The 22,410-nt window shown below is 63.8% G+C and carries 21 protein-coding genes; 5 read left to right on the top strand and 16 right to left on the bottom strand.

Features of this window, described 5'->3' with window-relative positions; all coding sequences use genetic code 11:
- Nucleotides 1–3: 3 nt before the first annotated feature.
- The 12 genes from FJW07_RS17275 to FJW07_RS17330 are packed head-to-tail and all read right to left on the bottom strand — an operon-like array spanning nucleotide 4 to nucleotide 11,809.
- Entirely contained in the window at nucleotides 4–252 is a 249-nt protein-coding gene (locus FJW07_RS17275) for a cytochrome C oxidase subunit IV family protein (protein ID WP_140640549.1), read from the bottom strand.
- Nucleotides 249–884, bottom strand: coding sequence for a cytochrome c oxidase subunit 3 (locus FJW07_RS17280; protein WP_140857751.1), 636 nt, complete (start codon nucleotides 882–884; stop codon nucleotides 249–251). Before FJW07_RS17280 ends, FJW07_RS17275 begins: the two co-directional genes overlap by 4 nt.
- A complete protein-coding gene (ctaD, locus tag FJW07_RS17285) occupies nucleotides 881–2,521 on the bottom strand; it encodes a cytochrome c oxidase subunit I (RefSeq protein WP_140857753.1) in 1,641 nt (546 codons plus the stop codon). Before ctaD ends, FJW07_RS17280 begins: the two co-directional genes overlap by 4 nt.
- Nucleotides 2,518–3,471 carry a cytochrome c oxidase subunit II gene (gene coxB, locus FJW07_RS17290; protein ID WP_140857755.1) on the bottom strand — a complete coding sequence of 318 codons (954 nt, stop codon included), beginning with the start codon at nucleotides 3,469–3,471 and terminating at the stop codon, nucleotides 2,518–2,520. Before coxB ends, ctaD begins: the two co-directional genes overlap by 4 nt.
- Entirely contained in the window at nucleotides 3,468–4,220 is a 753-nt protein-coding gene (locus FJW07_RS17295; RefSeq protein ID WP_140857757.1) for an SCO family protein, read from the bottom strand. The genes coxB and FJW07_RS17295 overlap by 4 nt, the downstream gene beginning before the upstream one ends.
- Complete coding sequence (locus tag FJW07_RS17300) at nucleotides 4,217–4,663, bottom strand: hypothetical protein (protein WP_140857759.1); 447 nt, start codon at nucleotides 4,661–4,663, stop codon at nucleotides 4,217–4,219. The genes FJW07_RS17295 and FJW07_RS17300 overlap by 4 nt, the downstream gene beginning before the upstream one ends.
- Nucleotides 4,656–5,768, bottom strand: coding sequence for a hypothetical protein (locus FJW07_RS17305; RefSeq protein ID WP_140857761.1), 1,113 nt, complete (start codon nucleotides 5,766–5,768; stop codon nucleotides 4,656–4,658). The genes FJW07_RS17300 and FJW07_RS17305 overlap by 8 nt, the downstream gene beginning before the upstream one ends.
- The gene (locus FJW07_RS17310; RefSeq protein ID WP_140857763.1) at nucleotides 5,765–6,307 is read right to left on the bottom strand and encodes a cytochrome c; all 543 of its coding nucleotides are present in this window, start codon (nucleotides 6,305–6,307) and stop codon (nucleotides 5,765–5,767) included. Before FJW07_RS17310 ends, FJW07_RS17305 begins: the two co-directional genes overlap by 4 nt.
- Nucleotides 6,304–6,831 (bottom strand): DUF3341 domain-containing protein, encoded by a 528-nt coding sequence (locus FJW07_RS17315; RefSeq protein WP_140857765.1) that lies wholly within the window; start codon nucleotides 6,829–6,831, stop codon nucleotides 6,304–6,306. Before FJW07_RS17315 ends, FJW07_RS17310 begins: the two co-directional genes overlap by 4 nt.
- On the bottom strand, nucleotides 6,828–8,186 hold the full coding sequence (nrfD, locus tag FJW07_RS17320; RefSeq protein ID WP_140857767.1) for an NrfD/PsrC family molybdoenzyme membrane anchor subunit: 1,359 nt from the start codon (nucleotides 8,184–8,186) through the stop codon (nucleotides 6,828–6,830). The genes FJW07_RS17315 and nrfD overlap by 4 nt, the downstream gene beginning before the upstream one ends.
- The gene (locus FJW07_RS17325; RefSeq protein WP_140857769.1) at nucleotides 8,179–11,169 is read right to left on the bottom strand and encodes a TAT-variant-translocated molybdopterin oxidoreductase; all 2,991 of its coding nucleotides are present in this window, start codon (nucleotides 11,167–11,169) and stop codon (nucleotides 8,179–8,181) included. The genes nrfD and FJW07_RS17325 overlap by 8 nt, the downstream gene beginning before the upstream one ends.
- Nucleotides 11,153–11,809, bottom strand: coding sequence for a cytochrome c3 family protein (locus FJW07_RS17330; protein WP_210239889.1), 657 nt, complete (start codon nucleotides 11,807–11,809; stop codon nucleotides 11,153–11,155). The genes FJW07_RS17325 and FJW07_RS17330 overlap by 17 nt, the downstream gene beginning before the upstream one ends.
- A 196-nt stretch (nucleotides 11,810–12,005) precedes the next feature.
- Here FJW07_RS17330 and FJW07_RS17335 point away from each other — a divergent pair, with 196 nt between their 5' ends.
- The gene (locus FJW07_RS17335; protein ID WP_140857771.1) at nucleotides 12,006–14,459 is read left to right on the top strand and encodes a membrane-bound PQQ-dependent dehydrogenase, glucose/quinate/shikimate family; all 2,454 of its coding nucleotides are present in this window, start codon (nucleotides 12,006–12,008) and stop codon (nucleotides 14,457–14,459) included.
- Between the two features lie 223 nt (nucleotides 14,460–14,682).
- On the opposite strand, the gene FJW07_RS17340 is transcribed toward FJW07_RS17335, so the two are convergent.
- From FJW07_RS17340 to FJW07_RS17350, 3 genes are read right to left on the bottom strand one after another with little or no spacing between them, the layout of a single operon-like run.
- Nucleotides 14,683–16,962 carry a xanthine dehydrogenase family protein molybdopterin-binding subunit gene (locus FJW07_RS17340; protein WP_140703674.1) on the bottom strand — a complete coding sequence of 760 codons (2,280 nt, stop codon included), beginning with the start codon at nucleotides 16,960–16,962 and terminating at the stop codon, nucleotides 14,683–14,685.
- Between the two features lie 2 nt (nucleotides 16,963–16,964).
- The gene (locus tag FJW07_RS17345; protein ID WP_140857773.1) at nucleotides 16,965–17,987 is read right to left on the bottom strand and encodes a xanthine dehydrogenase family protein subunit M; all 1,023 of its coding nucleotides are present in this window, start codon (nucleotides 17,985–17,987) and stop codon (nucleotides 16,965–16,967) included.
- A gap of 1 nt (nucleotide 17,988) precedes the next feature.
- Nucleotides 17,989–18,558, bottom strand: a complete 570-nt coding sequence (locus tag FJW07_RS17350) for a (2Fe-2S)-binding protein (RefSeq protein ID WP_181175250.1) — start codon at nucleotides 18,556–18,558, stop codon at nucleotides 17,989–17,991.
- A gap of 258 nt (nucleotides 18,559–18,816) precedes the next feature.
- Between FJW07_RS17350 and FJW07_RS17355 the strand changes: the two genes are divergently transcribed.
- Genes FJW07_RS17355 through FJW07_RS17365 form a run of 3 tightly spaced genes read left to right on the top strand, consistent with a single transcriptional unit; the run spans nucleotide 18,817 to nucleotide 20,746 of the window.
- Nucleotides 18,817–19,260 carry a PPC domain-containing DNA-binding protein gene (locus FJW07_RS17355; protein ID WP_140857775.1) on the top strand — a complete coding sequence of 148 codons (444 nt, stop codon included), beginning with the start codon at nucleotides 18,817–18,819 and terminating at the stop codon, nucleotides 19,258–19,260.
- A gap of 47 nt (nucleotides 19,261–19,307) precedes the next feature.
- Entirely contained in the window at nucleotides 19,308–19,739 is a 432-nt protein-coding gene (locus FJW07_RS17360; RefSeq protein ID WP_140857777.1) for a GFA family protein, read from the top strand.
- Entirely contained in the window at nucleotides 19,733–20,746 is a 1,014-nt protein-coding gene (locus tag FJW07_RS17365; RefSeq protein ID WP_140857779.1) for an ATP-dependent DNA ligase, read from the top strand. Before FJW07_RS17360 ends, FJW07_RS17365 begins: the two co-directional genes overlap by 7 nt.
- Before the next feature lie 33 nt (nucleotides 20,747–20,779).
- Here the strand turns inward: FJW07_RS17365 and FJW07_RS17370 are convergent, their stop codons facing one another.
- A complete protein-coding gene (locus FJW07_RS17370) occupies nucleotides 20,780–21,991 on the bottom strand; it encodes an FAD-binding oxidoreductase (RefSeq protein ID WP_140640588.1) in 1,212 nt (403 codons plus the stop codon).
- Nucleotides 21,992–22,127: 136 nt separating this feature from the next.
- On the opposite strand from FJW07_RS17370, the gene FJW07_RS17375 reads away from it, so the two are divergent.
- Nucleotides 22,128–22,409, top strand: a complete 282-nt coding sequence (locus FJW07_RS17375; RefSeq protein ID WP_140640590.1) for a hypothetical protein — start codon at nucleotides 22,128–22,130, stop codon at nucleotides 22,407–22,409.
- The last annotated feature ends 1 nt before the right edge of the window (nucleotide 22,410 follow it).

Consider the following 22,410-nt stretch of genomic DNA (forward strand, 5'->3'; position numbering starts at 1 on the left):
CTCTTATCGTCCGATCAGCGTCAGCCCGAAGAGGATGACGAGCCAAAGCCCGGCGGCCGCAACGGCGAGCCGCGGCAACATGCCTGTCAAATGCATGAACAACATGGCGATCAGGACCGCCTTCGCGGCGGCGATCGCCAGGTTGAGGGCGACATTGAAACCGCCAAGGTCGAAAAGGGACGAGCCGACCGTCAGTGCCAGCAGCGCGAGCAGCCCTAGATAGCCGAAGGTGAGTTTGCGCAGTTCGCTCATCGGTTGATCAGGTAAAGAACGGGGAACATGAACACCCAGATGATGTCGACGAAGTGCCAGTAGAGGCCGACGGCCACGACCCGGCGCAGCCGGTTGGCAGGGCTGGCGGTCCGCCAGAGCGCGACCATGCCGGCGATGACGACGGTGCCGCCGATCAGGTGCAGCGCGTGCAGCGAGGTCATCGCGAAATAGAGGCCGAAGAAGAATTCGGCGTGGGTCGGATCCGGCCCGGCATAGCGAAACGGCAGGCCAAGGAGCGGCGCCAGGCCTTCCCCGATTTCCTTGCCATATTCGATGCCTTTCACGGCCAGGAAGCAAATACCCAGCGCAGATGTCGCGGCCAGCGCCCAAACCGTAGCGCGCCAGCGTCTGTGAAGCGCAAGCATGTGGGCCAGCGCCATGGTGAAGCTGCTGGTGATCAGCACGGCGGTGTTGAGGGTGCCGAGCGGCAGCGAAAGGTGTTTCGACGCCGCGGCGAAAGCCGGACCGAAATCGATATGCGCGACAAGAAACACCAGGAAGATGGCGCCGAACAGCATCGCCTCGGAGCCGATGAACACCCACATGGCAAAATTGTCGGCGCGCCGTTCGCGCTGGGGGGTGTCGAAGGCGACGCTCTCGGTCCCGCTCATCCGCCTGCCTCCAGATGCGGACTGAAGCGTTCGTGCTCAAGCCCCTTCATGTCGTAGGCATAGGCCGGTCGGGTCACAACCGGCATCGTCTCGAAATTATGCGGCGGCGGCGGCGAGCCTGTCTGCCATTCGAGCCCGGTGGCGTTCCACGGATTGTCGGTCGCGCGAGCGCCGCGAAACAGCGACCAGCCGAGATAGAACAACGGCATCAAATAGCCGATCGCCAGCACCACCGCGCCAGCCGAGGACAGCACGTTCCAGAACTGGAACTCCGGCGGATAGGTATGATAGCGCCGGGGCATGCCGTCGAAGCCCAGCACATATTGCGGGAAGAAGGTCAGGTTGAAGCCGACGAAGGTGACGGTCGCCGCGATCCGCCCCGCCGTTTCCGAATACATCCGGCCGGTCAACTTCGGCCACCAGAAATGCAGGCCGGCCATATAGGCGGTCACCATTCCGCCGACCATGATGTAGTGGAAATGCGCGATGACGAAGTAGGTGTCGTGGACATGCACGTCGACCGCGAGCGACGCTAGGAATAGCCCCGCCAGCCCGCCGAAGGTGAACAGCGCAAGGAAGAACAGCGCGTAAAGCATCGGCGTCTCGAAGCTGATCTCGCCCTTGCGCAGCGTCAGGCTCCAGTTGAAGACCTTGATCGCCGACGGGATCGCGACGCAGAAGGACAGGAACGAGAATACCACGCCGGCATAGGAAGATTGCCCGCTGACGAACATGTGGTGGCCCCAGACCAGGAAGCCGAAGACGGCGATCGCCATCGACGACATCGCCACGGCCTTGTAACCGAATAGCGGCCGGCGGCTGAAACAGGGCAGCACCTCCGACACCACGCCCATGCCTGGCAGGATCATGATGTAGACCGCCGGGTGTGAGTAGAACCAGAAGAGATGCTGGAAGAGCAGCGGATCGCCGCCGAGATCGGGATTGAAGATGCCGATGCCGAACACGCGCTCCAGCACGATCAGGATCAGCGAGGCGGCGAGCACCGGGGTCGCCAGCACCATCACCAGGCTGGTGGCGTAAAGCGTCCAGACGAAGATCGGCAGGCGAAACCAGGTGAGCCCCGGCGCGCGCAGCGTGTGCACGCTGACGATGAAGTTGATGCCGGTCATGATCGTCGAGAAGCCGACGATGAAGACGCCGAAGGCCGCGGTCGAGACCCAGCCATTGGCATAGAGCGTCGACAGCGGCGTGTAGAACGTCCAGCCGGTGTCGACGCCGCCGGCCACCACCGCAAACAGCGCGAACAAGCTGCCGAAGATGAAGACATACCAGCTGGCGAGGTTCAGCCGCGGGAACGCGAGGTCGCGCGCGCCGATCATCAGCGGCAAAAGGAAATTGCCCAATGTCGCCGGGATCGACGGCACCAGGAAGAACCAGACCATGATGATGCCATGCAGCGAGAACAGCCGGTTGTAAACATCGTCGGAGACGAGGTCGCCGGCCGGTGTCGCAAGCTCGATGCGCATCAGCACCGCCATGGCGCCGCCGAGGAAGAAGAAGGCAGTCAGCGAGATCAGGTAGAGCCATGCAACGCGCTTGTGGTCGGTGGTCAGCAGCCAAGCGCGAGGCCCGCTCCCCTCCCCCAAATACGTGCCCTGCATCGCCACGTTGGTCATGGCTTGGCTCCAGCCGTTGGTTGCGGCGAAAGCGACTTCAGATAAGCGAGCAGCATCTGCAGTTCGCCTTCGTCGATCAGGCCGTCGAAGCTCGGCATGACCGGTTCATAGCCCGCCGCGATTTCCTTCTTCGGATTGAGGATGGAGTCGCGCAGATAACGCTCGTCGGCGATCACCGTCTGCTGGTTGTCGAGCGCCACCGGCCGGCCGAAGATGCCGTCAAGCGACGGCGCCCGCACCTTGCTGCTCGCGCCATGGCAGCCCGAGCAGCCCAGCGCGCGAAACAGTTTCTCGCCGCTCGCGGCAAGCGTCTCGCCTTCGCCCTGGCTGTTCAGCCACGCGGCATATTGCTCGGGCGCCATCACGGTCACCCAGCCGCCCATTTCGGAATGCTGCGTGCCGCAATATTGGGCGCAGAACAGGTGGTAGCGGCCTGGCTCGGTGGCGATGAACCAGATATGCGTCGTGCGGCCCGGCACCGCATCCTGCTTGATACGGAACGCCGGCACGTAGAAGGAGTGGATGACGTCCTGTGAGGCGAGCGACACCACGACAGGTTTGTCGACGGGAACATGCAATTCGTTGATCTCGCGCTGGCCGCCTGGCTGCCTGAACTCCCACATCCATTGCTTGCCGAGTCCGGTGATCTCGAGCGCGTCCGCCGGCGGATGGTCGCGGCGAACGAATAACGTCGCGCCCCAGCCGAAGAAGATGAAAGCGACGATCAGGCTGGCGATCGTCCAGCTCATTTCCAGCGGCAGGCTGCGGGAACGCTTGCCTGTTCGATCCGCCTTTGAGCCGACGCGGTATTTCACCGCGTAGCCGACGACCAGTCCGGTCAGCGCCAGTCCGAGAACGACGGAAAAAGCAAGCAAAGTGTAAAACAGCACATCGACCTGGCCTGCTTCCGAGGAAGCCTCCTGGGGGAAGAAGGGAATGCCGAAGCTCACCTGGTCCTCCCCCAGCTCTGCCAGAGCACGGTTGCGCCGAGGCCAAGCAGCGTTGCCAGGCTGGCCACTTTCAGCGCCGCCCAGATCGCCGGCGTGTACTGGCCTTTCGAACTGTCGAAGCCGGCGCAGAGCAGGAAGACGTGATCGGCGATCGATCCGAGCCTGTTCTCCGACGCTTCGACCAGCGCGAGCTTGAGATCGCGCGGCGTGAAGGTCAGCGCCGGCAGCACCTGTGAAATCCGGCCAGACGGCGTAAGTGCTATAACCGCGATCGGATGGACGAACTGATCGATGCCTTTGCGCCGGTCGAAGGTGATGCCTGCCTCGCTGGCAAGCGCTGCGCCTGCGCCATCGCTGCTGGTCAGGAAACGCCAGGCGGGCAGGCCTGCCGGACCGGCGGCGGAAGCGATGTCATCTTGCGCCGTGGCCGCGTCGGCCGGGGTCTCCTCGGGATCGATCGAGATGAACAGCGCGCGGTAGTCTGCTGGCCGAAGCGATGTCTTGTTCAGGTCGGAGGCAACGGCCTGCTGGGTGACGCCGCACAGGTTCGGGCATCTGTCGTAGCCGAAGATGACAAGCGCCGGATGGCCGCCCAGAGTTTCGCCCAGCGTCAGCTTCCGGCCGCTGGCGTCGATCAGTTCGCGGTCCAGCGTCAACTGTGCGCCGAGCTTTGGATCGAATGTCGGTCGCTCGGCGGCAGGGGCCGCGCCGGCAACGAACAGACAAAGGGCGGCTAACAAGCTTCTCATCGCCCTGCCCCGCTTTGCTGTCGGCAATTCTGGGCCTGCGGAGCGCGGGGAACGGCCGCCGTGACCAGGGCGCAGTCATCGGCTCCAGTGGTCGCGGATCGTTGCTGCGACCAATCCGGCAAACCGTTGCTGACAATTGCCCACATGGCGTCGTCGATCGGAATACGGGCGATGCCGGCATTGCGGTCGACCCAGCCAAGCATTTTGAGCTGGCGATCCTCCTCGGCGCGAAGACTTGCCATGTCCTGCCTTGGCGCGGTCTGCAGATCGGGGCTTTCCGGACTGGTTTCCGTCGGAACCGGCAGCCATGTCGGCGTGGTGTTGAAGGCGAGCTTCATGCCGATCGCGGCCAAAGCGATGAACAGCAGCAGCCCGCCACCGAAAGCGAGCAGTACCCGCGGCTGGACATCGCGCGTCTCGGGATGGCGGTGCGCCTTAGCCATGGGCGACCTCCGGCCTCCACCAGACGATCCTGTCTGGCCGGCGGAGCAGGCAGAGGAACAGCGCAAGCCACAGCCCACCCAGTCCCATCCAGGCGACCGCATCATGCCAGAGCGCTAGCAGACCGCCGGAAAAGAGCGGTGGCCTTATACGCCAGAACACATCGGCGAAATGGCCTGCAAGCGCTGCCCCCGCCAGCCAGACCAGGCCGTCATGGCTGCGCTTGAGCCGTCGGCTGAGCGAGCCTGTGAACGCAGCCGCCTGCAAGGCAATCAGCAGCCACAGCAGATACCGCCAGCCCCCCGTCGCGCGAATGATGTACCACCCGATCTCGTCGGGCAGGTCGCCGCCCCAGACGACAACCCACTGCATGAAGACGAGGTAGATCCAGGTCAGCAGGAAGCCCAGCTGCATGTTGGCAAGGTCCTCGCTGAGCGCGACATCTTCCTCGCCACCGGGTATGACCTCCACTGCCCGTCTTGCGGCCAGCACAAGGATCGCCAGGGCGAAAGCTCCGACGACTTCGGCGGAGGCCTCACAAAGCGCGTAGATGGTCGAGGTGAATTCCGGCTCGATCGAAAGCATCCAGTCGATGGCAAAGACGCTGACGGCAAGCGCGTGGAGGATCAGGCCAAGAGCATATTTCCTCCCATTGCCAGCTTTCTCGGAATCCTCTGAAGTCGAGCCGAGCACCACCCATGTGAGAACGAGCCAGATCGCCGCGCAGACAGCGAAGCGCAGCAGGAAGAACGGCACGTTGAGATAAGTGAGCTTCTCTCGAACCTTCTCAGAAAGCGTCGCGGAATCCGCGCCGGCCCATGGGAAGATAAGGTCGAGTCTCATCAGCACCGGCAGGAGCAAGATGAGCGCAAATGGCAGCATCGCGATCATGACCCGCAAAGGCTGGCGGACCGCCTCGCCCCAGCGTCCGCCGGTCAGCCCGTGCACCATCAATATGGTCAGCGCGCCGAGCGGCAGGCTGATCGCGAAGATAGCTGCCGCGACCCAGGCGCCCAGCATCGCTTTGGCATCAAGCGATGCGCCAAGAACGCACAGGACCAGTCCCGCGATGCCGACCGCCACAAAACCCTGCTCGAGGCGGCTCATGGCGATGCCTCCGCTTCAAGCCGCGCGCGCAGGCTTTGCGGAAGTTCGGCGACTGGAGCGGCGCGCGAATATTGCAGCGCGCGGATATAGGCGACGATCGCCCAGCGGTCCTGCGGCGGCACGCGCGCCACATAAGAGTACATCGCGCCGTAGCCGTTGGTGATGACGTCGTAGAAGTGGCGGTCCGAGGCCTTGCGCAGCGCATCCTGATGGTAGCTTGGCGGCGCCGGAAAGCCGCGCTGGACGATCATGCCGTGGCCGTCGCCGGTGCGGCCGTGGCAGGGCGAACAGAATATGTCGAAACGCTGCTGGCCGCGCTGTAGCAGCTCGGTCGTGATCGGATAGGGGATTTTGTCCGGGACAGGCGAAAGATCGGCGTCGCGTGTGACAGTGCCCGTGACCGGCGTGCGTGCCGACATGCCGTCGGCGAATTGGTTGCTCGCCTCCAGCGGATCGTAGCGCGGCTGGTCCTCCATGTCCTGCCGGCAGCCGGCGACCGCCAGCGCACCGAGCAGAAGCGTTAGGCCGAGACGGCTCACGCTTCGACCTCCTCGACCGTCTCGGCACCGAGCCGCGTCAGCTGGCCCCGGGTCACGCCCTTGCGGTATTTCGGGTCGGCCGCTTCGATCAGCAGATAGAACTTGCCGCCGCGGGCATAGCTGAAGCTCTCGGCGTTGAAGACCGGATGATGGTAGCGGGGCAGGCCGTTGGCCGCGAGCACACCCAGAAAGCCTGCGAAGGCTGCGCCGAGAATGCCGGCCTCGAAGGCGATGACGACGAAAGGCGGCCAGGAATGCAGCGGCCGGCCGCCGACATTGATGGGATAGTCGATCTCGACGGAGTACCAGATCAGCGCATAGACAAGAGCGGCACCGGCAATGCCGCCGGCGAGCACGGCCCAAGGCAGGCGCGTGGCGCGAATTTCCAGTATCTCATCCAATTCCTTCAGCGGAAACGGCGAGAACGCATCCATGCGCCGGTAGCCGCGCTCGCGCATGCCGCGGGCTGCCTCGACAAGCGCTTCGGGTGCGGCAAACGCAGCCACGAGACCGTAGAGGCTCATCTGAGCTTGCCCTCCTCCTCAGCCAGTTCCTCGACCTCGAAGATGGTGATCGCCGGCAGGATGCGGATGAACAGGAAGACCAGCGCGAAAAAGGTGCCGATCGAGCCGAAGAGGATGCCGAAGTCGAGCCAGGTCAGCGACTGCTCGCCCCAGGCAGACGGCAGGTAGTCGCGGCTCGGCCCCGTCACGACGATGATGTAGCGTTCGATCCACATGCCGATGTTGATGGCAATGGCGATCGCGAACAGCAGCGGCATGTTGCGGCGGATGCGTCTGAACCACAGCAACTGCAGCACGCCACAGTTCAGGCCGAGCATCGTCCAGAACAGCGGCGCATAGGGACCTAGCGCGCGCTGCGCCATCATGGCGCGTTCGTAGGGCTCGCCCGAATACCAGGCGAAGAATGCTTCGGAGACATAGCCATAGGCGACGACCATGCCGGCGGCGATCATCAGCTTGGCGGCATTGTCCATATGCCTGACCGTGATCAGGTCCTCGACCGAAAAAGCCCAACGCAGCGGAATGGCAATGGTGAGCACCATGGCGAAGCCTGAGAGCAGCGCGCCGGCGACGAAATAGGGCGGGAAGATCGTCGAGTGGTAGCCGGGCGTGATGGCGAAGGTGAAGTCGAGCGAGACGATCGAGTGGACCGAAACGACCAGCGGCGTGGCCAGGGCGGCTAGCAGGAAATAGACGACCTGATAGCGCGACCAATGATAGGCCGAGCCGCGCCAGCCAAGCGCCAATATGCCGTAGAAGAGCTGCGCCGGCCTTGCTCTCGCGCGGTCGCGCAGCACCGCCAGATCCGGCAGCAGACCCATATACCAGAAGAGCAGCGAGACGGTCGCATAGGTCGCGATCGCCGCGAAATCCCAGACGAGCGGGCTGCGCCATTGCGGCCAGTGCATATGCACATTGGGCAGCGGCAGCAGCCAGTAGAAGAACCACGGCCGGCCGAGATGCAGGATCGGGAACAAGCCGGCCATGGCGACGGCAAACAGCGTCATGGCTTCGGCGAAGCGGTTGATCGAGGCGCGCCATGGTTGGCGCAGCAGCAGGAGCACCGCCGAGATCAGCGTGCCGGCATGGCCGATGCCGATCCACCAGACGAAGTTGGAGATCATCGTGCCCCAGGCCACCGGAATGTCGATACCATAGGCGCCGACACCGACGGCGATCAGGTAAGTGATCGAATAGAGCAGCAGCAGGACGAGCAGGAAGCAAAGGAAGAACGCCGTCCAGAAATGACGCGGCAGGCGGCCGTTGAGCACGATCGAGCCGATGCGCCCACTGATCTCGGGAAAGTCGTGACGGCCGCGCAGGACAGCCGAGCTGTTCGCGCCGGCTTCAGCCATCGGTCGCCTCGCTTGGTCTGGCAAGCCTGCCGTTCGGATTGGAGATTTTGCCGAGATAGGAGGTGCGCGGCCGTGTGTTCAGCTCCTCCAGCAGCGCGTAGTTCTGCGGCGCGCTTTTCTCCCGAACGACCTTTGCGTCTTTCCTGTTGCGATCACCGAAGGTGATGGCCTGGGTTGGGCAGGCCTGTTGGCAGGCGGTGACCACTTCGCCATCGGCGATGTCGCGATTTTCGATCTGCGCCTGGATGCGCTTGGCGCTGATGCGCTGGATGCAGTAGGTGCATTTCTCCATCACGCCGCGCGAGCGCACGCTGACGTTCGGATTGTGCACGCCCTGCTCCGGCCCAGCTTCGTCCTTGTCGAACGACTGGTGGTCGAGGAAGTTGAAGCGCCGCACCTTGTAGGGGCAGTTCTGCGAGCAATAGCGCGTGCCGATGCAGCGGTTGTAGACCTGCGCATTCAGCCCATCATGCGTATGCACGGTGGCGTTGACCGGGCACACCACTTCGCAGGGCGCCTTTTCGCAATGCATGCACGGCACCGGCTGGAAAAAGGTCTCGGGCGCGTCGAGCGGACCGGCATAGTAGCGATCGACTCGCAGCCAGTGCATCTCGTGGCCGCGCTCGCATTCCTCCGGCCCGACCGGCGCGATGTTGTTCTCTGCCTGGCAGGCCGAGACGCAGGCCATGCACCCGATGCAGGCCGAAAGATCGATCGCCATCGCCCAGGCTTCCTGGTCGTAACGCCAATCGGGATAGAGCGATTCCGTCGGCGCCGGCGGCACATCCTTGCGGACGAAATCCGGGTTCTGCCGGAATGCGTCGAGCGAGGCGTGGCGCACGATGGCGCGACCTTCCATCGCCTGGTGTTGCTGCGTGGTGATGACGCGCATGCTGTTCTTGCGGGGTGCGATCGCCGCGCCGGTCGCGAACCATTCCGAACCACGGCGCAAATGGAAGGCGTCGTAGCCTTCCGACAGCGCGGCAACGGAACCGACCTTTCGCCCGAAGCCAAAGGAAAGCGTTATCGTTTCGTCCGGATGGCCGGGCGCGATCCAGGCCGGTCCATCGACGTCCGCGCCATTTGAGGCGACATTGATGACATCGCCGTTTTCGATTTTCAGTCGCTCGGCAGTGGCGGGCGATATGAGCGCAGCATTGCCCCACACGATCTTGGTCAGCGGTCGCGGCAGCTCCTGCAGCCACGACGCATTGGCAAAGCGGCCGTCACGCAGCCACGGATCAGCGACGAAGCGGACCTCGATGCCATTGCCCGCGTTTGCCGCCGTCTTCAGTCCCGCCAGATCCGGCGGCACTGTAACGGATGCCGGCCTGGCGGCACTGTTCGCTATAACACCGTCGCGCAGAGCCTTTCTCCACGTGTCATCATCGAGCTCTGCCCAATGCTGCCGGACAAGCGACAGCGGATCAGTCTGGAATTGGCCGCCAAGCACGGCGAGCAGCTCATGCCCGGTCTTGCCATCGTAAAGCGGCCTGATCAGCGGCTGCACCAGCGAGGCCGTGCCGTCATAGGCTCGGATGTCGCTCCAGCTCTCGAGTTCATGCGCCGCAGGCACATGCCAATGCGCCAGGAATGCCGTCTCGTCGCGATAGAGCCCCTGATGGACAAGCAGCTTCAGGCCGGAAAAGGCTTTGCGCACATCGAGGCCTGCCGGCGCGGTGTGCAGCGGATTTGCGACGAGCACGATGACCGCGTCGATCGCCCCGTGGCCAATCGCTTCGCACATCGCCTCCAGATCGCCATCGACCTGCAGCGCATCCGGCGCCGCGATAAACTCCATCGTATTGCCGAGCGCGCCAAGCCTCGCATTGGCGGCAAACGCGGCAGTGTGAACGAACACGCTCTGATGCGCACCCGGCACGACCAGTGCGTTGCGGCCGGCTGCCTTCAGATCATCGACCAGCGCATTCATCCATGGCGCGTCGATCGGAGTCTGGTCGATTGGCGCTACGGGCGCCCCGGCTTGGCCTTCCAGCGTGGCATGAAGCCCGGCAGCCACGGCTTCGACCTCACTCGGCCGTATCGCTATCTTATGATCGGCCGCCGCGCCGGTGATCGTCGGCGTCGATTCCACCGCATAAAGCCGGCTCATCCCGTCGTTCGGGCTGCGCACGCGTCGCCGCGCGGCGAAGTCGCGCGCATAGGCGAGCCGCCCCGGCCCCTCGCCCAGGAAATCGGCGTCGAGACTGACGATCGTTTCGGCACGATCGAAGCGGTAGACCGGCGTCAGCGCCGATCCGAACAGTGCATGTGACGCCTCCGCCGCCGCAGATATCGCCAACGGGTCGTGACGATGGATTTTCAGTTTCGGATAGCGTGCCCGCAGCGCATCCAACTGCGCCGCAAGAGTCGGCGAGGTAGTCGCTTCAACCAGCAGGGCTCCGCCCTGTCCTTGTGAGGCCGTCCAGCGCGAGACGAGTGCCGCCATGTCCTTGAGGAAATCGCCATAGGATGCCGGCTGTCCATCCTTGAGCGGGGTGCGCGAGCGATCAGGGTCGAACAGCGTCAGCACCGCCGCTTGCATCACCGCGTCGGTTGCGCCGCGCGACGCCGGATGATCCGGATTGCCCTCCACCTTGGTCGGCCGCCCTTCATGGCTCTCGACGATGGCGCCGATGCCGAAGCCGTCGCTCGACAATGTTGTCGCGTAATAGGCCGGCTTGCCGGGGATCAGCATTTCCGGCTGGCGCACATAAGGCACGATGCCTTCCGCCCTGCTGCAGGCGGCCAGCCCGGCAAGCGACAGCGAAGCGCCCATCAGCTTCAGCAGCGTGCGCCGGTTCGGCCTGGCCGGCAGGCGCTCCGCGATTGCCGGAAATTCGGCTTCGACGAAGCGCCGGAATTCCACGGTGCCGGCAATCTCGTCGAGGCTGCGCCACATGTCGCGGCCGCTCGTCAGCCGTCGGCGCAACGCTGCGATGTCGATAGCGGGCTGCGCCTTTCCTTCAGCGATGGCAGACATAGCAATCCGTCATCGTCTCGGGATGGATGTCGAGCATGCCGATAAGCTGTCGCCTGATCTCGGCGATGTCCTCAGGTGGCTGCCAGTGCATCAGGAACACGTCCCGTGGCGGACGCAGATTGGGTCCGGGATTGCGATGACAGCCGAGGCACCATTCCATGCTCAGCGTATGCGCTCGCCTGGTCAGCGGCATCTGGTCGACCTCGCCATGGCAGGTCTCGCAGGCGACGCCCTTGTTGACGTGTATGGCGTGATTGAAGAACACAAAGTCGGGTACGCTGTTGACGCGCTGCCATTCGATCGGCTTGCCGCTGGCCAGGCTTGCGCGCACGGGCGCCAACATCTCGGCGTTGGTGAAAAGCTGCGAATGACAGGTCATGCAGACTTCGGTCGCCGGCAGACCCGCCGAAGACGAGGTCTCGACACCGTTGTGGCAATAGCGGCAGTCGATGCCGAGCTGGCCGACATGGTGCTTGTGACTGAACGGCACCGGCTGCGCCAATGGCTCACCTACTCCCGTTACCAGGTCCGAACGGGGAAGGATTGTCCCGATCGCTGCGGCGATCAGCAGAACTGCACAACTTCCCCAGATGACAAAGCGCGCAACGCCATTGGCGTTTTTCGAGAAGATCTGCGGCATCCCCTCGCCGATTCTGCTGAAGGCAAACTCAGAGTTGACGACACCTAACGGTGCTTTCGCCACGAAGGTTCCGAAGCCGCAAAAGGATCACAGAATGGTGACCGGCAGCGACGGCGGATCCCGAATTTAATCCGCAACCACAGCCGGCTGCATGCGTTCGCCAGATATCACGATCTGTTTCACGCTGGAAAATGCCATGACCGACGCCGCTGCAAACAACCCCCATCGTCCTCTGCGCCATCGCGGTGTCGCCTACTGGTGGAGAGGGCTGGTCGGCATCCTATTGGTCGTTCTCGGCCTGCTGATCGGCTGCGGTGGCGCCTGGCTCGTCGCGCTCGGCGGCTCCTGGTATTATCTGCCCGCCGGCATCGCATTGCTGCTCGCGGGCATTCTGCTGCTCGCAGGAAATATGGCCGGTGTCTGGCTTTACGTCCTGACATGGCTCGCAACGCTTGCCTGGGCCTATTGGGAGGTCGGTCTCGACGGCTGGGCGCTGATGCCGCGCGTCTTGGCTCCCACGATCATCCTCATCTTCGTCCTGCTTGCCGTTCCAGCCTTCCGCGACATCGGCAGCCGAGGCAGCAGGAACGCCGCCTATGTGACAAGCCTGCTGCTGCCGGTCATTGCGCTGGGCGCGTTCACCTTCCTGCACATCGATGCCTTGGCGCAGTCACCGGCGCAACCGCCGGCGCCTGCCGCGCAGCCCGCGCCGAACGGAACGCCGGCCTCGCAGGACACCGCGACCCATCAGGCCGGCAATGACTGGCCGGTCTATGGCGGATCGGAACTGGGGACGCGCTATTCGCCGCTGAACCAGATCACCGCGGCCAATGTTTCCAAGCTCACCCGCGCCTGGTCCTTCCACACCGGCGACATGCCGAACGAAGCGACCAAGGACCTCTACTCGCCCGAAAACACGCCGCTCGAGATCGGCGGCCATCTCTATGCCTGCTCGGCCAAGGACATCATCATTTCCGCCGATGCCCGCAGCGGCAAGGAAGAATGGCGTTACGACCCGAAGGTCCCCGACGACGCCATACCCTATGGCGCGAGCTGTCGCGGTGTTGCCTATTTCGCCGTGCCGGGCGCCAAGGCGGATCAAGCCTGCGCGACAAGGATTCTCGTCGGAACACTGGACGCGCGCCTGATCGCCATCGATGCCAAGACCGGCAAACCCTGCACGGACTTCGGCCAGCAGGGCGTCGTCGACCTCACGCAAGGCATCGGCGAGACGGTACCCGGTTGGTATTCTGTTACCGCGCCGCCAACCATCGTGCGCGGCATCGCGGTCGTCGGTGCGCAGGTCAAGGATGGCCAGGCCGAGAACGCGCCTTCGGGCGTCGTCCGCGGCTATGACGCCACCACCGGCAAGCTCGCCTGGGCATGGGACATGGGCCATCCCGATCGGACGGGCGCGCCGCCTGCCGGCGACACCTACACGCGTGGCACCCCGAACATGTGGACCGTCGCGGCCGCCGATCCGCAACTCGGCTATGTCTATCTGCCGCTCGGCAATGCCGCCGTCGACTACTATGGTGTCGATCGCAAGGATTTCGAGAACCAGTTCAACTCATCGATCGTCGCCGTCGATGTCACCACGGGCAAGCCGGCCTGGCATTTCCAGACGGTGCACCACGATCTTTGGGACTACGACCTCGGCTCACAGCCGACGCTCGTCGATTTCCCGACCGTGACCGGCAAGATCGCCGCCATCATCGTGCCCAGCAAGCAGGGCCAGATCTACGTGCTCGACCGCAAGACCGGCAAGCCGCTCTTCCCGGTCGAGGAGCGTAATGTGCCCTCGGGCGGCGTCGAACCGGACAAGCTCTCCAAGACGCAGCCCTATTCAGGCTACGCGCATCTCGACCAACCGGCGCTGACCGAAAAGGACATGTGGGGCATGAGCCCGCTGGACCAGCTCTACTGCCGCATCCAGTTCCATCGCGCCTCCTATCAGGGCGAGTACACGCCGCCGACGGTCGACCGGCCCTTCATCGAATATCCCGGCTACAATGGCGGCTCGGACTGGGGCAGCATCGCCGTCGACACCGACAGCGGGGTGCTGATCGCCAATTACAACGACATGCCGAACTACAATCAGTTGATCCCGCGCGAAAAGGCCGACCAGATGGGCTTCAAGCCGATAGACAAGGGCGGCAGCCCGAAAAAGGTGAAGGACATCGGCGATCCGCAGGCCGGATCGCCATACGCCATTGCCGTCAATGCCGGCTGGCGCTTGCCAACGGGCCTGCTGTGCTCGAAGCCGCCCTATGGTCATATCCGCGCGATCGATCTCAAGACCGGCAGGACGCTGTGGGACGAGCCGCTCGGCAGCGCCGACAACAACGGGCCCTTCGGCCTTCCTTCCATGCTGCCGCTGACCATTGGAACGCCGAACAATGGCGGTCCTTTGGTCACGGCGGGCGGCCTGATCTTCATCGCCGCGACCACCGACAACAAGCTGCGCGCCATCGACATCAAGACGGGCAAGGAAGTATGGCACGCCGACCTTCCTGCCGGCGGCCAGACGACGCCGATGACCTATGAGGTCGATGGCAGGCAATACATCGTCATCGCGCCCGGCGGGCATCATTTCATGGAGACGAAAGTCGGCGACGAAGTCATCGCCTATGCCCTGCCTGCGAGCTGAATAGGTTTGGGGCCAGGCTCTAAAGCCTTAGCTTTCCCCATCGTTGCTCCGCACCGTCGCCTGCGACGGCTCGCTCCTGTTCCTCGCCAACCGTCGGCTTCGGCGCCTGGCGAGAAAATACATCCACATCAGAATGAGGATGAGAGGGATGCCCGCGACAGGCAGCATCCATATGCCAATGTGAAACATTGGTCTCTCCCGGGGAGATCTTCATCCGACGTGGTCAGGCGAGCAGTTGCTCTATCCTGATCGGCAGGTCGCGGATGCGCTTGCCGGTCGCATGGTAGACCGCGCTCGCGACGGCCGCGGCCGTGCCGACATTGCCGAGCTCGCCGAGGCCTTTCACCCCGGCCGGATTGACGGCGTGATCGACCTCCGGCACCAGGATCACCTGCAGGTCCTTGATGTCGGCATTGACCGGGACGAGGTAGTCCTGCAGGTCGCGGTTCACATAGCGGGCATAGCGACTGTCGACTTCGGTCGCCTCGTGCAGCGCCTGGCCGATGCCCCAGATCATGCCGCCCATCAACTGGCTGCGCGCGGTGCGCGTGTTCATGATGCGGCCGGCGGCAAAGGCGCCAACGATGCGCGGCACGCGGATCTCCCTGGTATAGCGGTTGATGCGGACCTCGACGAATTCGGCGCCGAAGGCGTATTTGACGGAGTCCTCGTCCTGGTCCGCGCCATGGAACTCCGGCGTGCCGGCATAGAGCTTCTTCAGCGCCTCGGGCGTCGCGCCCTTCGGCGCAAACTCGACATATTCCTCGATGGCGCCGACCTGCATGGTCTTCAGGACGTCCTCGACCTTGGCCGACGCACCGCCCTTTGCCATGATCTTTCCGTCGGCGAGGTCGAATTCCTCGTTATGGGAACCGGCCAGCGGACCCCCCTCGGCGGTCGCGGCGGCATAGAGCTTGGTGCGGATCGCGTCGCATGCCTTGAGCACCGCCGAGCAGACACTGGCCGTGGAGATCGACCCGCCCGAGACCGGAGCCGGAGGCAGGCTGCTGTCGCCCATTTCGACGCTGATCTTGTCGATGCCGACGCCGAGGCGCTCCGACGCCATCTGAGCGGCCACGGTGCGCACGCCGGTGCCGATCTCGTGCGAACCGCATTGCACCCGAACTTCGCCGTCAGCTGTGAGGCGCACGCGTGCCGCGCATGGCGCTACCGCAGTCGGATAGATGGCCGTGGCGCAGCCCATGCCGATCAGCCAGTCGCCGTCGCGCATCGCGCCGACCTTGGGATCCCGCTTGGCCCATCCGAACGCTTCCGCCGCCTGATCGTAGCATTGGGTCAGCGAGCGGCTGGAGAACGGTTTCTTGCCGATCGGCTCCGTCTTCGGCTCATTGATGCGACGGAACTCGACCGGATCCATGCCGAGCGCCACCGCCATTTCGTCCATGGCGTTCTCCAGCGCGTAGACGTACGGGGTTTCGGGTGGCGAGCGCATATAGCCAGGCGTGTTGCGGTCGGCCTGCACCAGCGAGACATGCGTCAGCACCGAACCGTAGTCATACATCCGGCCAGTCGCCGAGGTGCCGCCGACGACATAAAGGTCCGGCCGCGACGTAACCTCCCAGCCCTCATGCGCGAAAGCGGTGATGCGGCCGTCCTTGCCGGCGCCGATGCGGATGCGGTGCCGCGTTTCGGCCCGATAGGTCTGAATGCCGAAAGCCTGCATGCGGCTGGTCACGCAACGCACCGGACGTCCGAGCCGCTTGGCGGCAACGGCCACGATCGCGGTGCGAGGCGTCATCGGTCCCTTCGAGCCGAAGGCGCCGCCGATGAAAGGGCTGACGATGCGCACCTTGCCGGGATCGATCTTCAATTGCCGGGCGAGCTCGACTTTCCAGCCGGTGACGTTCTGCGAGGCCTCGTGCACGACAAGCTGGTCGCCCTCCCAGAACGCGGTCGTTGAAAACAACTCGATCGGATTGTGGTGCTGGGTAGGCGTCGAATAACGCTGGTCGATCTTAACCGCTGCGGCGGCGTAAGCCGCGTCGAAATCGCCTGCCTTGACGTCCTCCTTGAACAATGGGCTCTTGCCGGCCGCCGGGACGGTTTTCGTGCCAGGGCTGTCGAAGCTCGCGGTTGGCTTGTCGTCCTCATACTCGGCGCGGATCAGCTGCGCCGCCTCTTCAGCCGCTTCGAAAGTCTCGGCGACGGCAAGCGCGATGATCTGCCCGTCATGGAAGATCGTACGGTCGTGCAATGGGCCGATCGAGGTGGCGCCGGAATTGCCGAATTTCGGTTTATCGACCTTGTCCATGTCGCCATAGGTGACGATGTCGAGCAGGCCGGGCACCGCGCGGGCTTTGTCCAGATCGAGCTTCGTCACCTTGCCTTTGGCGATGCTGCTGGCGGCCAGCGCGCCATAGGCGATGTTGGCGGTGGGCAAGTCGGCGGGATAGTGCGCCTGCCCGGTGACTTTCAGGCGCGCATCGACCCGCGGCAGCGGTGCGCCCTGGTTCTCTTTGGGTCTTGGAGCAGCTGTGTCCATGGTCACACCTCCATGTCGCGGGCTTCGAGCAGCGCGCGCACCAGCGTTCGCTTGCCGAGTTCGATCTTGAATGCGTTGTGCTGGCGCGGTTGTGCTTCGGCGAAGGCGGCATCCGCCGCAACTCCTGCCGATGCCTCGTCCAGCTTCTTGCCTTGCAGGGCTTCTTCGGCCGCGCGGGCGCGCCAAGGCACCGTCGCCACGCCGCCCAACGCGATGCGCGCTTCACGAACATTGTCGCCGTCGAGGTCGAGCGCAATGGCGGCTGAAGCCAGCGCAAAGGCATAGGATTCGCGGTCGCGAATCTTCAGATAGAGCGAGCGCCGCGCCCATGGGATAGCGGGTACTTCGATGGCGCTGACGATCTCGTCGGCCGCAAGGTCGGTCTCGATATAAGGCGTGTCGCCGGGCTGCCGATGCAACTTCGCGAATGGTAGCTTTCGCGACCCGCGCGAGCCTTCGGCATGAACGACGGCATCGAGCGCGATCAGCGCCTGGGCGAAATCGCCGTGATAGGTGGCGATGCAGGCGTCGCTCGCGCCGAGCACCGCGTGCTGCCGATTGAAACCTTCCATTGCCGCGCAACCCGAACCGGGCACGCGCTTGTTGCAGTGCCAGGACGTCTCGCGAAAATATTCGCAGCGCGTGCGCTGCAGGATATTGCCGGCGAGGCTCGCCATGTTGCGGATCTGGCCGCTCGCGGCCAGCCGCAGGCTGTCGGCAATGACCGGATAGCGGCGCTTGACCTCCGCATGGTCGGCGGCCTCGCCCATCCGCACCAGGGCGCCGAAGCGGATACCATTATCGGTGACCCGGATTTGCCTGAGACCAGGATCGGCAAGCCGGTTGAGATCGAGCAGCCGGTTCGGCTCGGCAACGCCGAGCTTCATATAGTCGGCAAGATTGGTGCCGCCGGCGATGAACTGCGCATTCGCGCGTGTCGGCTGATCGTTGTTGGTGGTGAAGCGTGAGGCGATCGCGACCGCAGCGGAAATGTCGGTCGGCTGTTCGTAGACGAAGGGCTGCATGTCACGCTCCCTTCATCTGATCGCGTGCCTGCAGGACAGCGGCGACAATGTTGGGATAGGCGGCGCAGCGACAGATGTTGCCGCTCATATATTCGCGGATGTCATCCTCGGATTCCGCGTGACCCTCATTCACGCAGCCGATCGCCGACAGGATCTGTCCCGGCGTGCAATAGCCGCACTGGAAAGCATCATGGTCGATGAAGGCCTGCTGCATCGGATGCAACTTGCCATCGCTGGAGGCGAGCCCTTCGACCGTCGTGATGTCCTTGCCGTCGTTCATCACGGCGAAGCTCAGACAGGACAGCACGCGCTTGCCGTCGACCAACACCGTGCACGCGCCGCATTGGCCATGGTCGCAGCCCTTCTTGGTGCCGGTCAGTCCGACATGGTCCCGCAACGCATCGAGCAGGCTGGTTCTCGTATCGAGCGACAACTCATAAGCCTGCCTGTTGATCCGCAACGACGTGACGGCTGGTTGCCTCAGTTTCGGCTGGGCTGCGCTCGGCGCTTCGGCCCGTGCATGCGAAGCAAGCAAAGGCGCAGTGGCGGCCGCCGACACCGAACCTGCCATGAAACGCCTTCGACTGAGACCATTATTGGATAGGGCTGAGGGCTGGGACATGGCTCGCTCCTGGGCTGGCTGGGTCCGTGCGCTAACCTTTCAACGAAGCCAATGTTCCAATTGGCCATCCCAAAACCCGCGGCACTTCACGGAAGCGTGACTCCGCCGTTGACGGCTGGATCGTCGCTTGGGTCTCTCAACAGACTGGAACATGCGTCCTGATTAGGAGTTCTTGCCCAAGAGCCACCGGCACATCCAAAGGGCATCATGAAATCGAAACTGGTCGCAGAGACCCCCGGGCAAAGGACATTCGTGGTCGTGCTCGATCCGGGCGAGGAAGCCTTCGCCTCTCTCACCGAATTTGCCGGTCAGAAGGGAATTGCCGGCGCCTCCCTGACGGCGATCGGCGCGTTTGAAAAAGCGACGGTTGGCTGGTTCGACTTCCAATCGAAATCCTATCGCAAGATCCCGGTCGCCGAACAATGCGAGGTGCTGAGCGCGATCGGCGACGTTGCCGTCGACGACAGCGGCAAGGCGAGCTTGCATGTCCATGCCGTTCTTGGCCTGAGCGATGGATCGACCCGCGGCGGACATCTGCTCGAAGGCATGGTGAAGCCGACACTGGAAGTCACGATCACGGAATCGCCTGTGCATTTGCGGCGCACGAAACGACCAGCCCTCGGCATCGCCCTGATCGATCTTGACGCGTGAAATCCTGCGCTACCGAAACCGCATCTTCGATCAGGCGTTCAGACTTGATGGAACAACCGGACGTCTTTACGCGAAACGCAGCCGTCGAGCGATATGGCGGGTGCCTGTGCGGGAATATCCGTTACCGCCTGACGAGCGAGCCGCGCGTGCATTATTGCCACTGCGATATGTGCCGTCGCGCGACCGGGAGCGCCTTCGCCGTGCTTGGCTGGGTGCCTGTCGCCGGCCTCTCGTGGCTGACCGTGGAACCGACCTGTCGCCGCTCGTCGCCAATCGCCCGGAGAAGTTTCTGCCAATCCTGCGGTACGCCTCTTACCCTTGCCTATGACGCGAACCCGCAGGAAATCGCGATGCATATCGGGACCTTCGACGATCCGGCCGAGCTTGAGCCACGACACAATTACGGTTCCTCGCAGCGGCTCGGCTGGGTCTGCTGCGGCATCGACCTGCCACACCATGACACGGAAGAGCGATGGTAACGGCACGAGACAGCGGCTTCCCGTTGCCCTTGGACACGCCACCGATGGAAGCGCGAACGGCGGAAGTGTTGCCGGAGGGAAACGGCCCTTGGCTTTATGAGCCGAAATGGGATGGATTTCGTTGTCTTGCCTTCAAGGACGGCAAGGCGGTCGATCTAAGGGCGAAGTCGGGCAAGCCGCTTGGCCGCTACTTTCCCGAATTGATCGCGACGATGCAAAGCCTCGATGCCGGGGATTTCGTCGTCGACGGCGAGATCGTCATCGAGATCGACAGTCGCGCTTCCTTCGACGCGTTGCAGATGCGGCTGCACCCGGCCGAGAGCCGCATCCGCAAGCTGAGCATCGAGACACCGGCGCAGTTGATCCTCTTCGATATGCTCGTCGCCCCGGGCGGCAAGATCACGCTCGAACGCCCCTTGGGCGATCGGCGTAACGCTTTGGCGGCCTTCCTGGCCAAAGTACCCTCTGCCAGGCTCCGGCTGTCGCCATCCACCACCAGTGTCGCCACCGCCAGGCAATGGCTGCAAGGCGCCGGCCACGGCTCGACCGACGGTGTCGTCGCCAAGATGCTCGACGAGCCTTATCGGCCAGGCGAGCGCGCGATGGTCAAGGTCAAGCGGCTGCGCACGGCGGACTGTGTGGTCGGCGGCTTCCGCTATCTGAACGGCAAGCGGCAGGTCGGATCGTTGCTGCTCGGCCTCTACAACGACCAAGGGCAGCTCGATCATGTCGGCTTCACATCGACCATTGCCAATGAGAGCCGCGCCGCGCTCACGACGAAGCTCGAGGCGTTGCGCGGAGGGCCGGGCTTCACCGGCAAGGCCCCCGGCGGACCGAGCCGCTGGAGCACAGAGCGCAGCGGCGAATGGGAGGCGGTGAAGCCGGAACTGGTGGTCGAGGTTCGTTTCGACCATGTCACCGGCGACCGCTTCCGCCACGGCACCAGGCTCTTGCGCTGGCGGCCCGACAAAGCGCCGCGCCAGTGCACGTTCGAGCAGATCGAGTAGCCTAACCTGCCGGCGGCTACAAAGTCTGCAGGATCATGTCTTGAACGCGAACAGACTTGCGTCCGCGTCATCTTTGCCGGCGATGGACGCCGAGATGATCTCGGACGCGATCTGGGAAAAGATGATCCCGTTTCCGCCATAGCCCATCACCGCATGAACGCGCGGATGCCCCGGCACGCCGCCGATGATCGGCAGTCCGGTTCCGGTGGCGCCGAATGAGCCTGCCCAGGCGAAGTTCGCCGCTGTGTCCAGTTGCGGGAACATCTTCCCGAGTTTCTGCTCAAGACGATCCGTCTTTTGCGCGGTCAGGGCGTCGCGCCGTTCTTCGTCGGTGAACTCCTCGTCTTCGCCGCCGCAGATCACGCGGCCGTCGGATGTGGCCCTGAGATAGAGGTACGGATCGGAAGCCTCCCAGATCATGGCCGCGAGCGGCCAGAGTTTTTTCGGCTGCGGGCGCGTCGCGATCGCCCATGTGGAGATGATGCGATGGCCGGTATTCGGCACGATGTCGAGCAGTTCGTATCCGGTTGTGAGAATAAGATGGCGCGCCTTGATCACAGGGCCATCTCGGGTCGCCACCGTCACGCCGAGCCGATTGTCCTTGATCGCAGTCGCTTCCGCCTGCGCATAGAACCGCGCCTTGCGTTGCAGGCTCGCGCTCAGCAGTCCGGACGTCAATTGGCGCGGATCGAGCGCCAGATTGCCATGGCTCAGAATTGCTGCGGCGCGACCTATCCCGAAATCCTCTCTCAGTTTTTTTCGCGTTAGCAAGCACGCTCCAATGCCCGCCTCGCGGCGTGCCTCCGCCTCGCGGCGCAGGTCCGACGCATCGAGCCTATTGCCGGCCAGGTAAAGCGATGGCGTATCCGCCGCCCGGCAGCGGATATCGAGTTCCGCGATGCGTCCGCGCAGGTTGAGCAACGACAGTCGCGAGCGTCGCCAAGCCTGTCGAGCGGCATCGCCTCCGATCATCCGGGACAGCCTGATGAGCGGTTGATCGATCTCGAACTGGACAAGCGCCGTCGTGGCTGCCGTCGACCCTTTCAGCGGCCCGCGCCTGTCGATGCAAATCACGGAATGGCCATCGCGGGTCAGCGCTTCGGCCATCATCGCGCCGCTGATGCCCATGCCGACGATCAGGATGTCGGTTTTTACATCTCGGGTCAGGCGGTCTGCCGGCACCGCAGTTGAGCGATAGGCAGCCCAGATAGGTGTGCCGCTTCTGAGATCGAGCTTGCGAGGCATGAAAGTTCCCGGTTCCGCACGATAAGTCACAAGGCGCGCTGCCGTTCCCGGTCGACGGCGTTCCGCGGCGAACAAGAAGCGGAACAACTCGTCTTGCGGCGGGTTCTCCAGTCGAAGCTCAGTATTGGAGAACGTCATGGACCCGCGCGACAAACAGCGGCCGGCAAAGACCGAAGAAACCGAAGCCCCGACCATCGAGCAGCAGGATTGGGACGCTCTTGAGGGTGGCAGAATCCTGCCGGACAGCGTTGCCGTAAACGGCGACCCGCAGGATGACGCCGAAGCGGAAGGAGATCTTCCCGAGGAAGATGACGACAACCCCTTCCAGGACAGCGACGAAGCCTTGCCCGACGACGAGGAGGAACGCGTCCTGTCGAAGGATCCTTCCAAGGAAGGCAGTCGTTTCGACGAGGTCTAGG

Origin of the sequence: Mesorhizobium sp. B3-1-9 (assembly GCF_006439595.1) — a bacterium.
Classification (GTDB): Bacteria; Pseudomonadota; Alphaproteobacteria; order Rhizobiales; family Rhizobiaceae; genus Mesorhizobium.

Bases quoted from the DNA above. Each gene is read 5' to 3' on its own strand.
- FJW07_RS17275 (WP_140640549.1), bottom strand. From the start codon at position 252: ATGAGCGAACTGCGCAAACTCACCTTCGGCTATCTAGGGCTGCTCGCG.
- FJW07_RS17280 (WP_140857751.1), bottom strand. From the start codon at position 884: ATGAGCGGGACCGAGAGCGTCGCCTTCGACACCCCCCAGCGCGAACGG.
- ctaD (WP_140857753.1), bottom strand. From the start codon at position 2,521: ATGACCAACGTGGCGATGCAGGGCACGTATTTGGGGGAGGGGAGCGGG.
- FJW07_RS17295 (WP_140857757.1), bottom strand. From the start codon at position 4,220: ATGAGAAGCTTGTTAGCCGCCCTTTGTCTGTTCGTTGCCGGCGCGGCC.
- FJW07_RS17300 (WP_140857759.1), bottom strand. From the start codon at position 4,663: ATGGCTAAGGCGCACCGCCATCCCGAGACGCGCGATGTCCAGCCGCGG.
- FJW07_RS17305 (WP_140857761.1), bottom strand. From the start codon at position 5,768: ATGAGCCGCCTCGAGCAGGGTTTTGTGGCGGTCGGCATCGCGGGACTG.
- FJW07_RS17315 (WP_140857765.1), bottom strand. From the start codon at position 6,831: ATGAGCCTCTACGGTCTCGTGGCTGCGTTTGCCGCACCCGAAGCGCTT.
- nrfD (WP_140857767.1), bottom strand. From the start codon at position 8,186: ATGGCTGAAGCCGGCGCGAACAGCTCGGCTGTCCTGCGCGGCCGTCAC.
- FJW07_RS17325 (WP_140857769.1), bottom strand. From the start codon at position 11,169: ATGTCTGCCATCGCTGAAGGAAAGGCGCAGCCCGCTATCGACATCGCA.
- FJW07_RS17330 (WP_210239889.1), bottom strand. From the start codon at position 11,809: ATGCCGCAGATCTTCTCGAAAAACGCCAATGGCGTTGCGCGCTTTGTC.
- FJW07_RS17335 (WP_140857771.1), top strand. From the start codon at position 12,006: ATGACCGACGCCGCTGCAAACAACCCCCATCGTCCTCTGCGCCATCGC.
- FJW07_RS17340 (WP_140703674.1), bottom strand. From the start codon at position 16,962: ATGGACACAGCTGCTCCAAGACCCAAAGAGAACCAGGGCGCACCGCTG.
- FJW07_RS17345 (WP_140857773.1), bottom strand. From the start codon at position 17,987: ATGCAGCCCTTCGTCTACGAACAGCCGACCGACATTTCCGCTGCGGTC.
- FJW07_RS17350 (WP_181175250.1), bottom strand. From the start codon at position 18,558: ATGGCAGGTTCGGTGTCGGCGGCCGCCACTGCGCCTTTGCTTGCTTCG.
- FJW07_RS17355 (WP_140857775.1), top strand. From the start codon at position 18,817: ATGAAATCGAAACTGGTCGCAGAGACCCCCGGGCAAAGGACATTCGTG.
- FJW07_RS17360 (WP_140857777.1), top strand. From the start codon at position 19,308: ATGGAACAACCGGACGTCTTTACGCGAAACGCAGCCGTCGAGCGATAT.
- FJW07_RS17365 (WP_140857779.1), top strand. From the start codon at position 19,733: ATGGTAACGGCACGAGACAGCGGCTTCCCGTTGCCCTTGGACACGCCA.
- FJW07_RS17370 (WP_140640588.1), bottom strand. From the start codon at position 21,991: ATGCCTCGCAAGCTCGATCTCAGAAGCGGCACACCTATCTGGGCTGCC.
- FJW07_RS17375 (WP_140640590.1), top strand. From the start codon at position 22,128: ATGGACCCGCGCGACAAACAGCGGCCGGCAAAGACCGAAGAAACCGAA.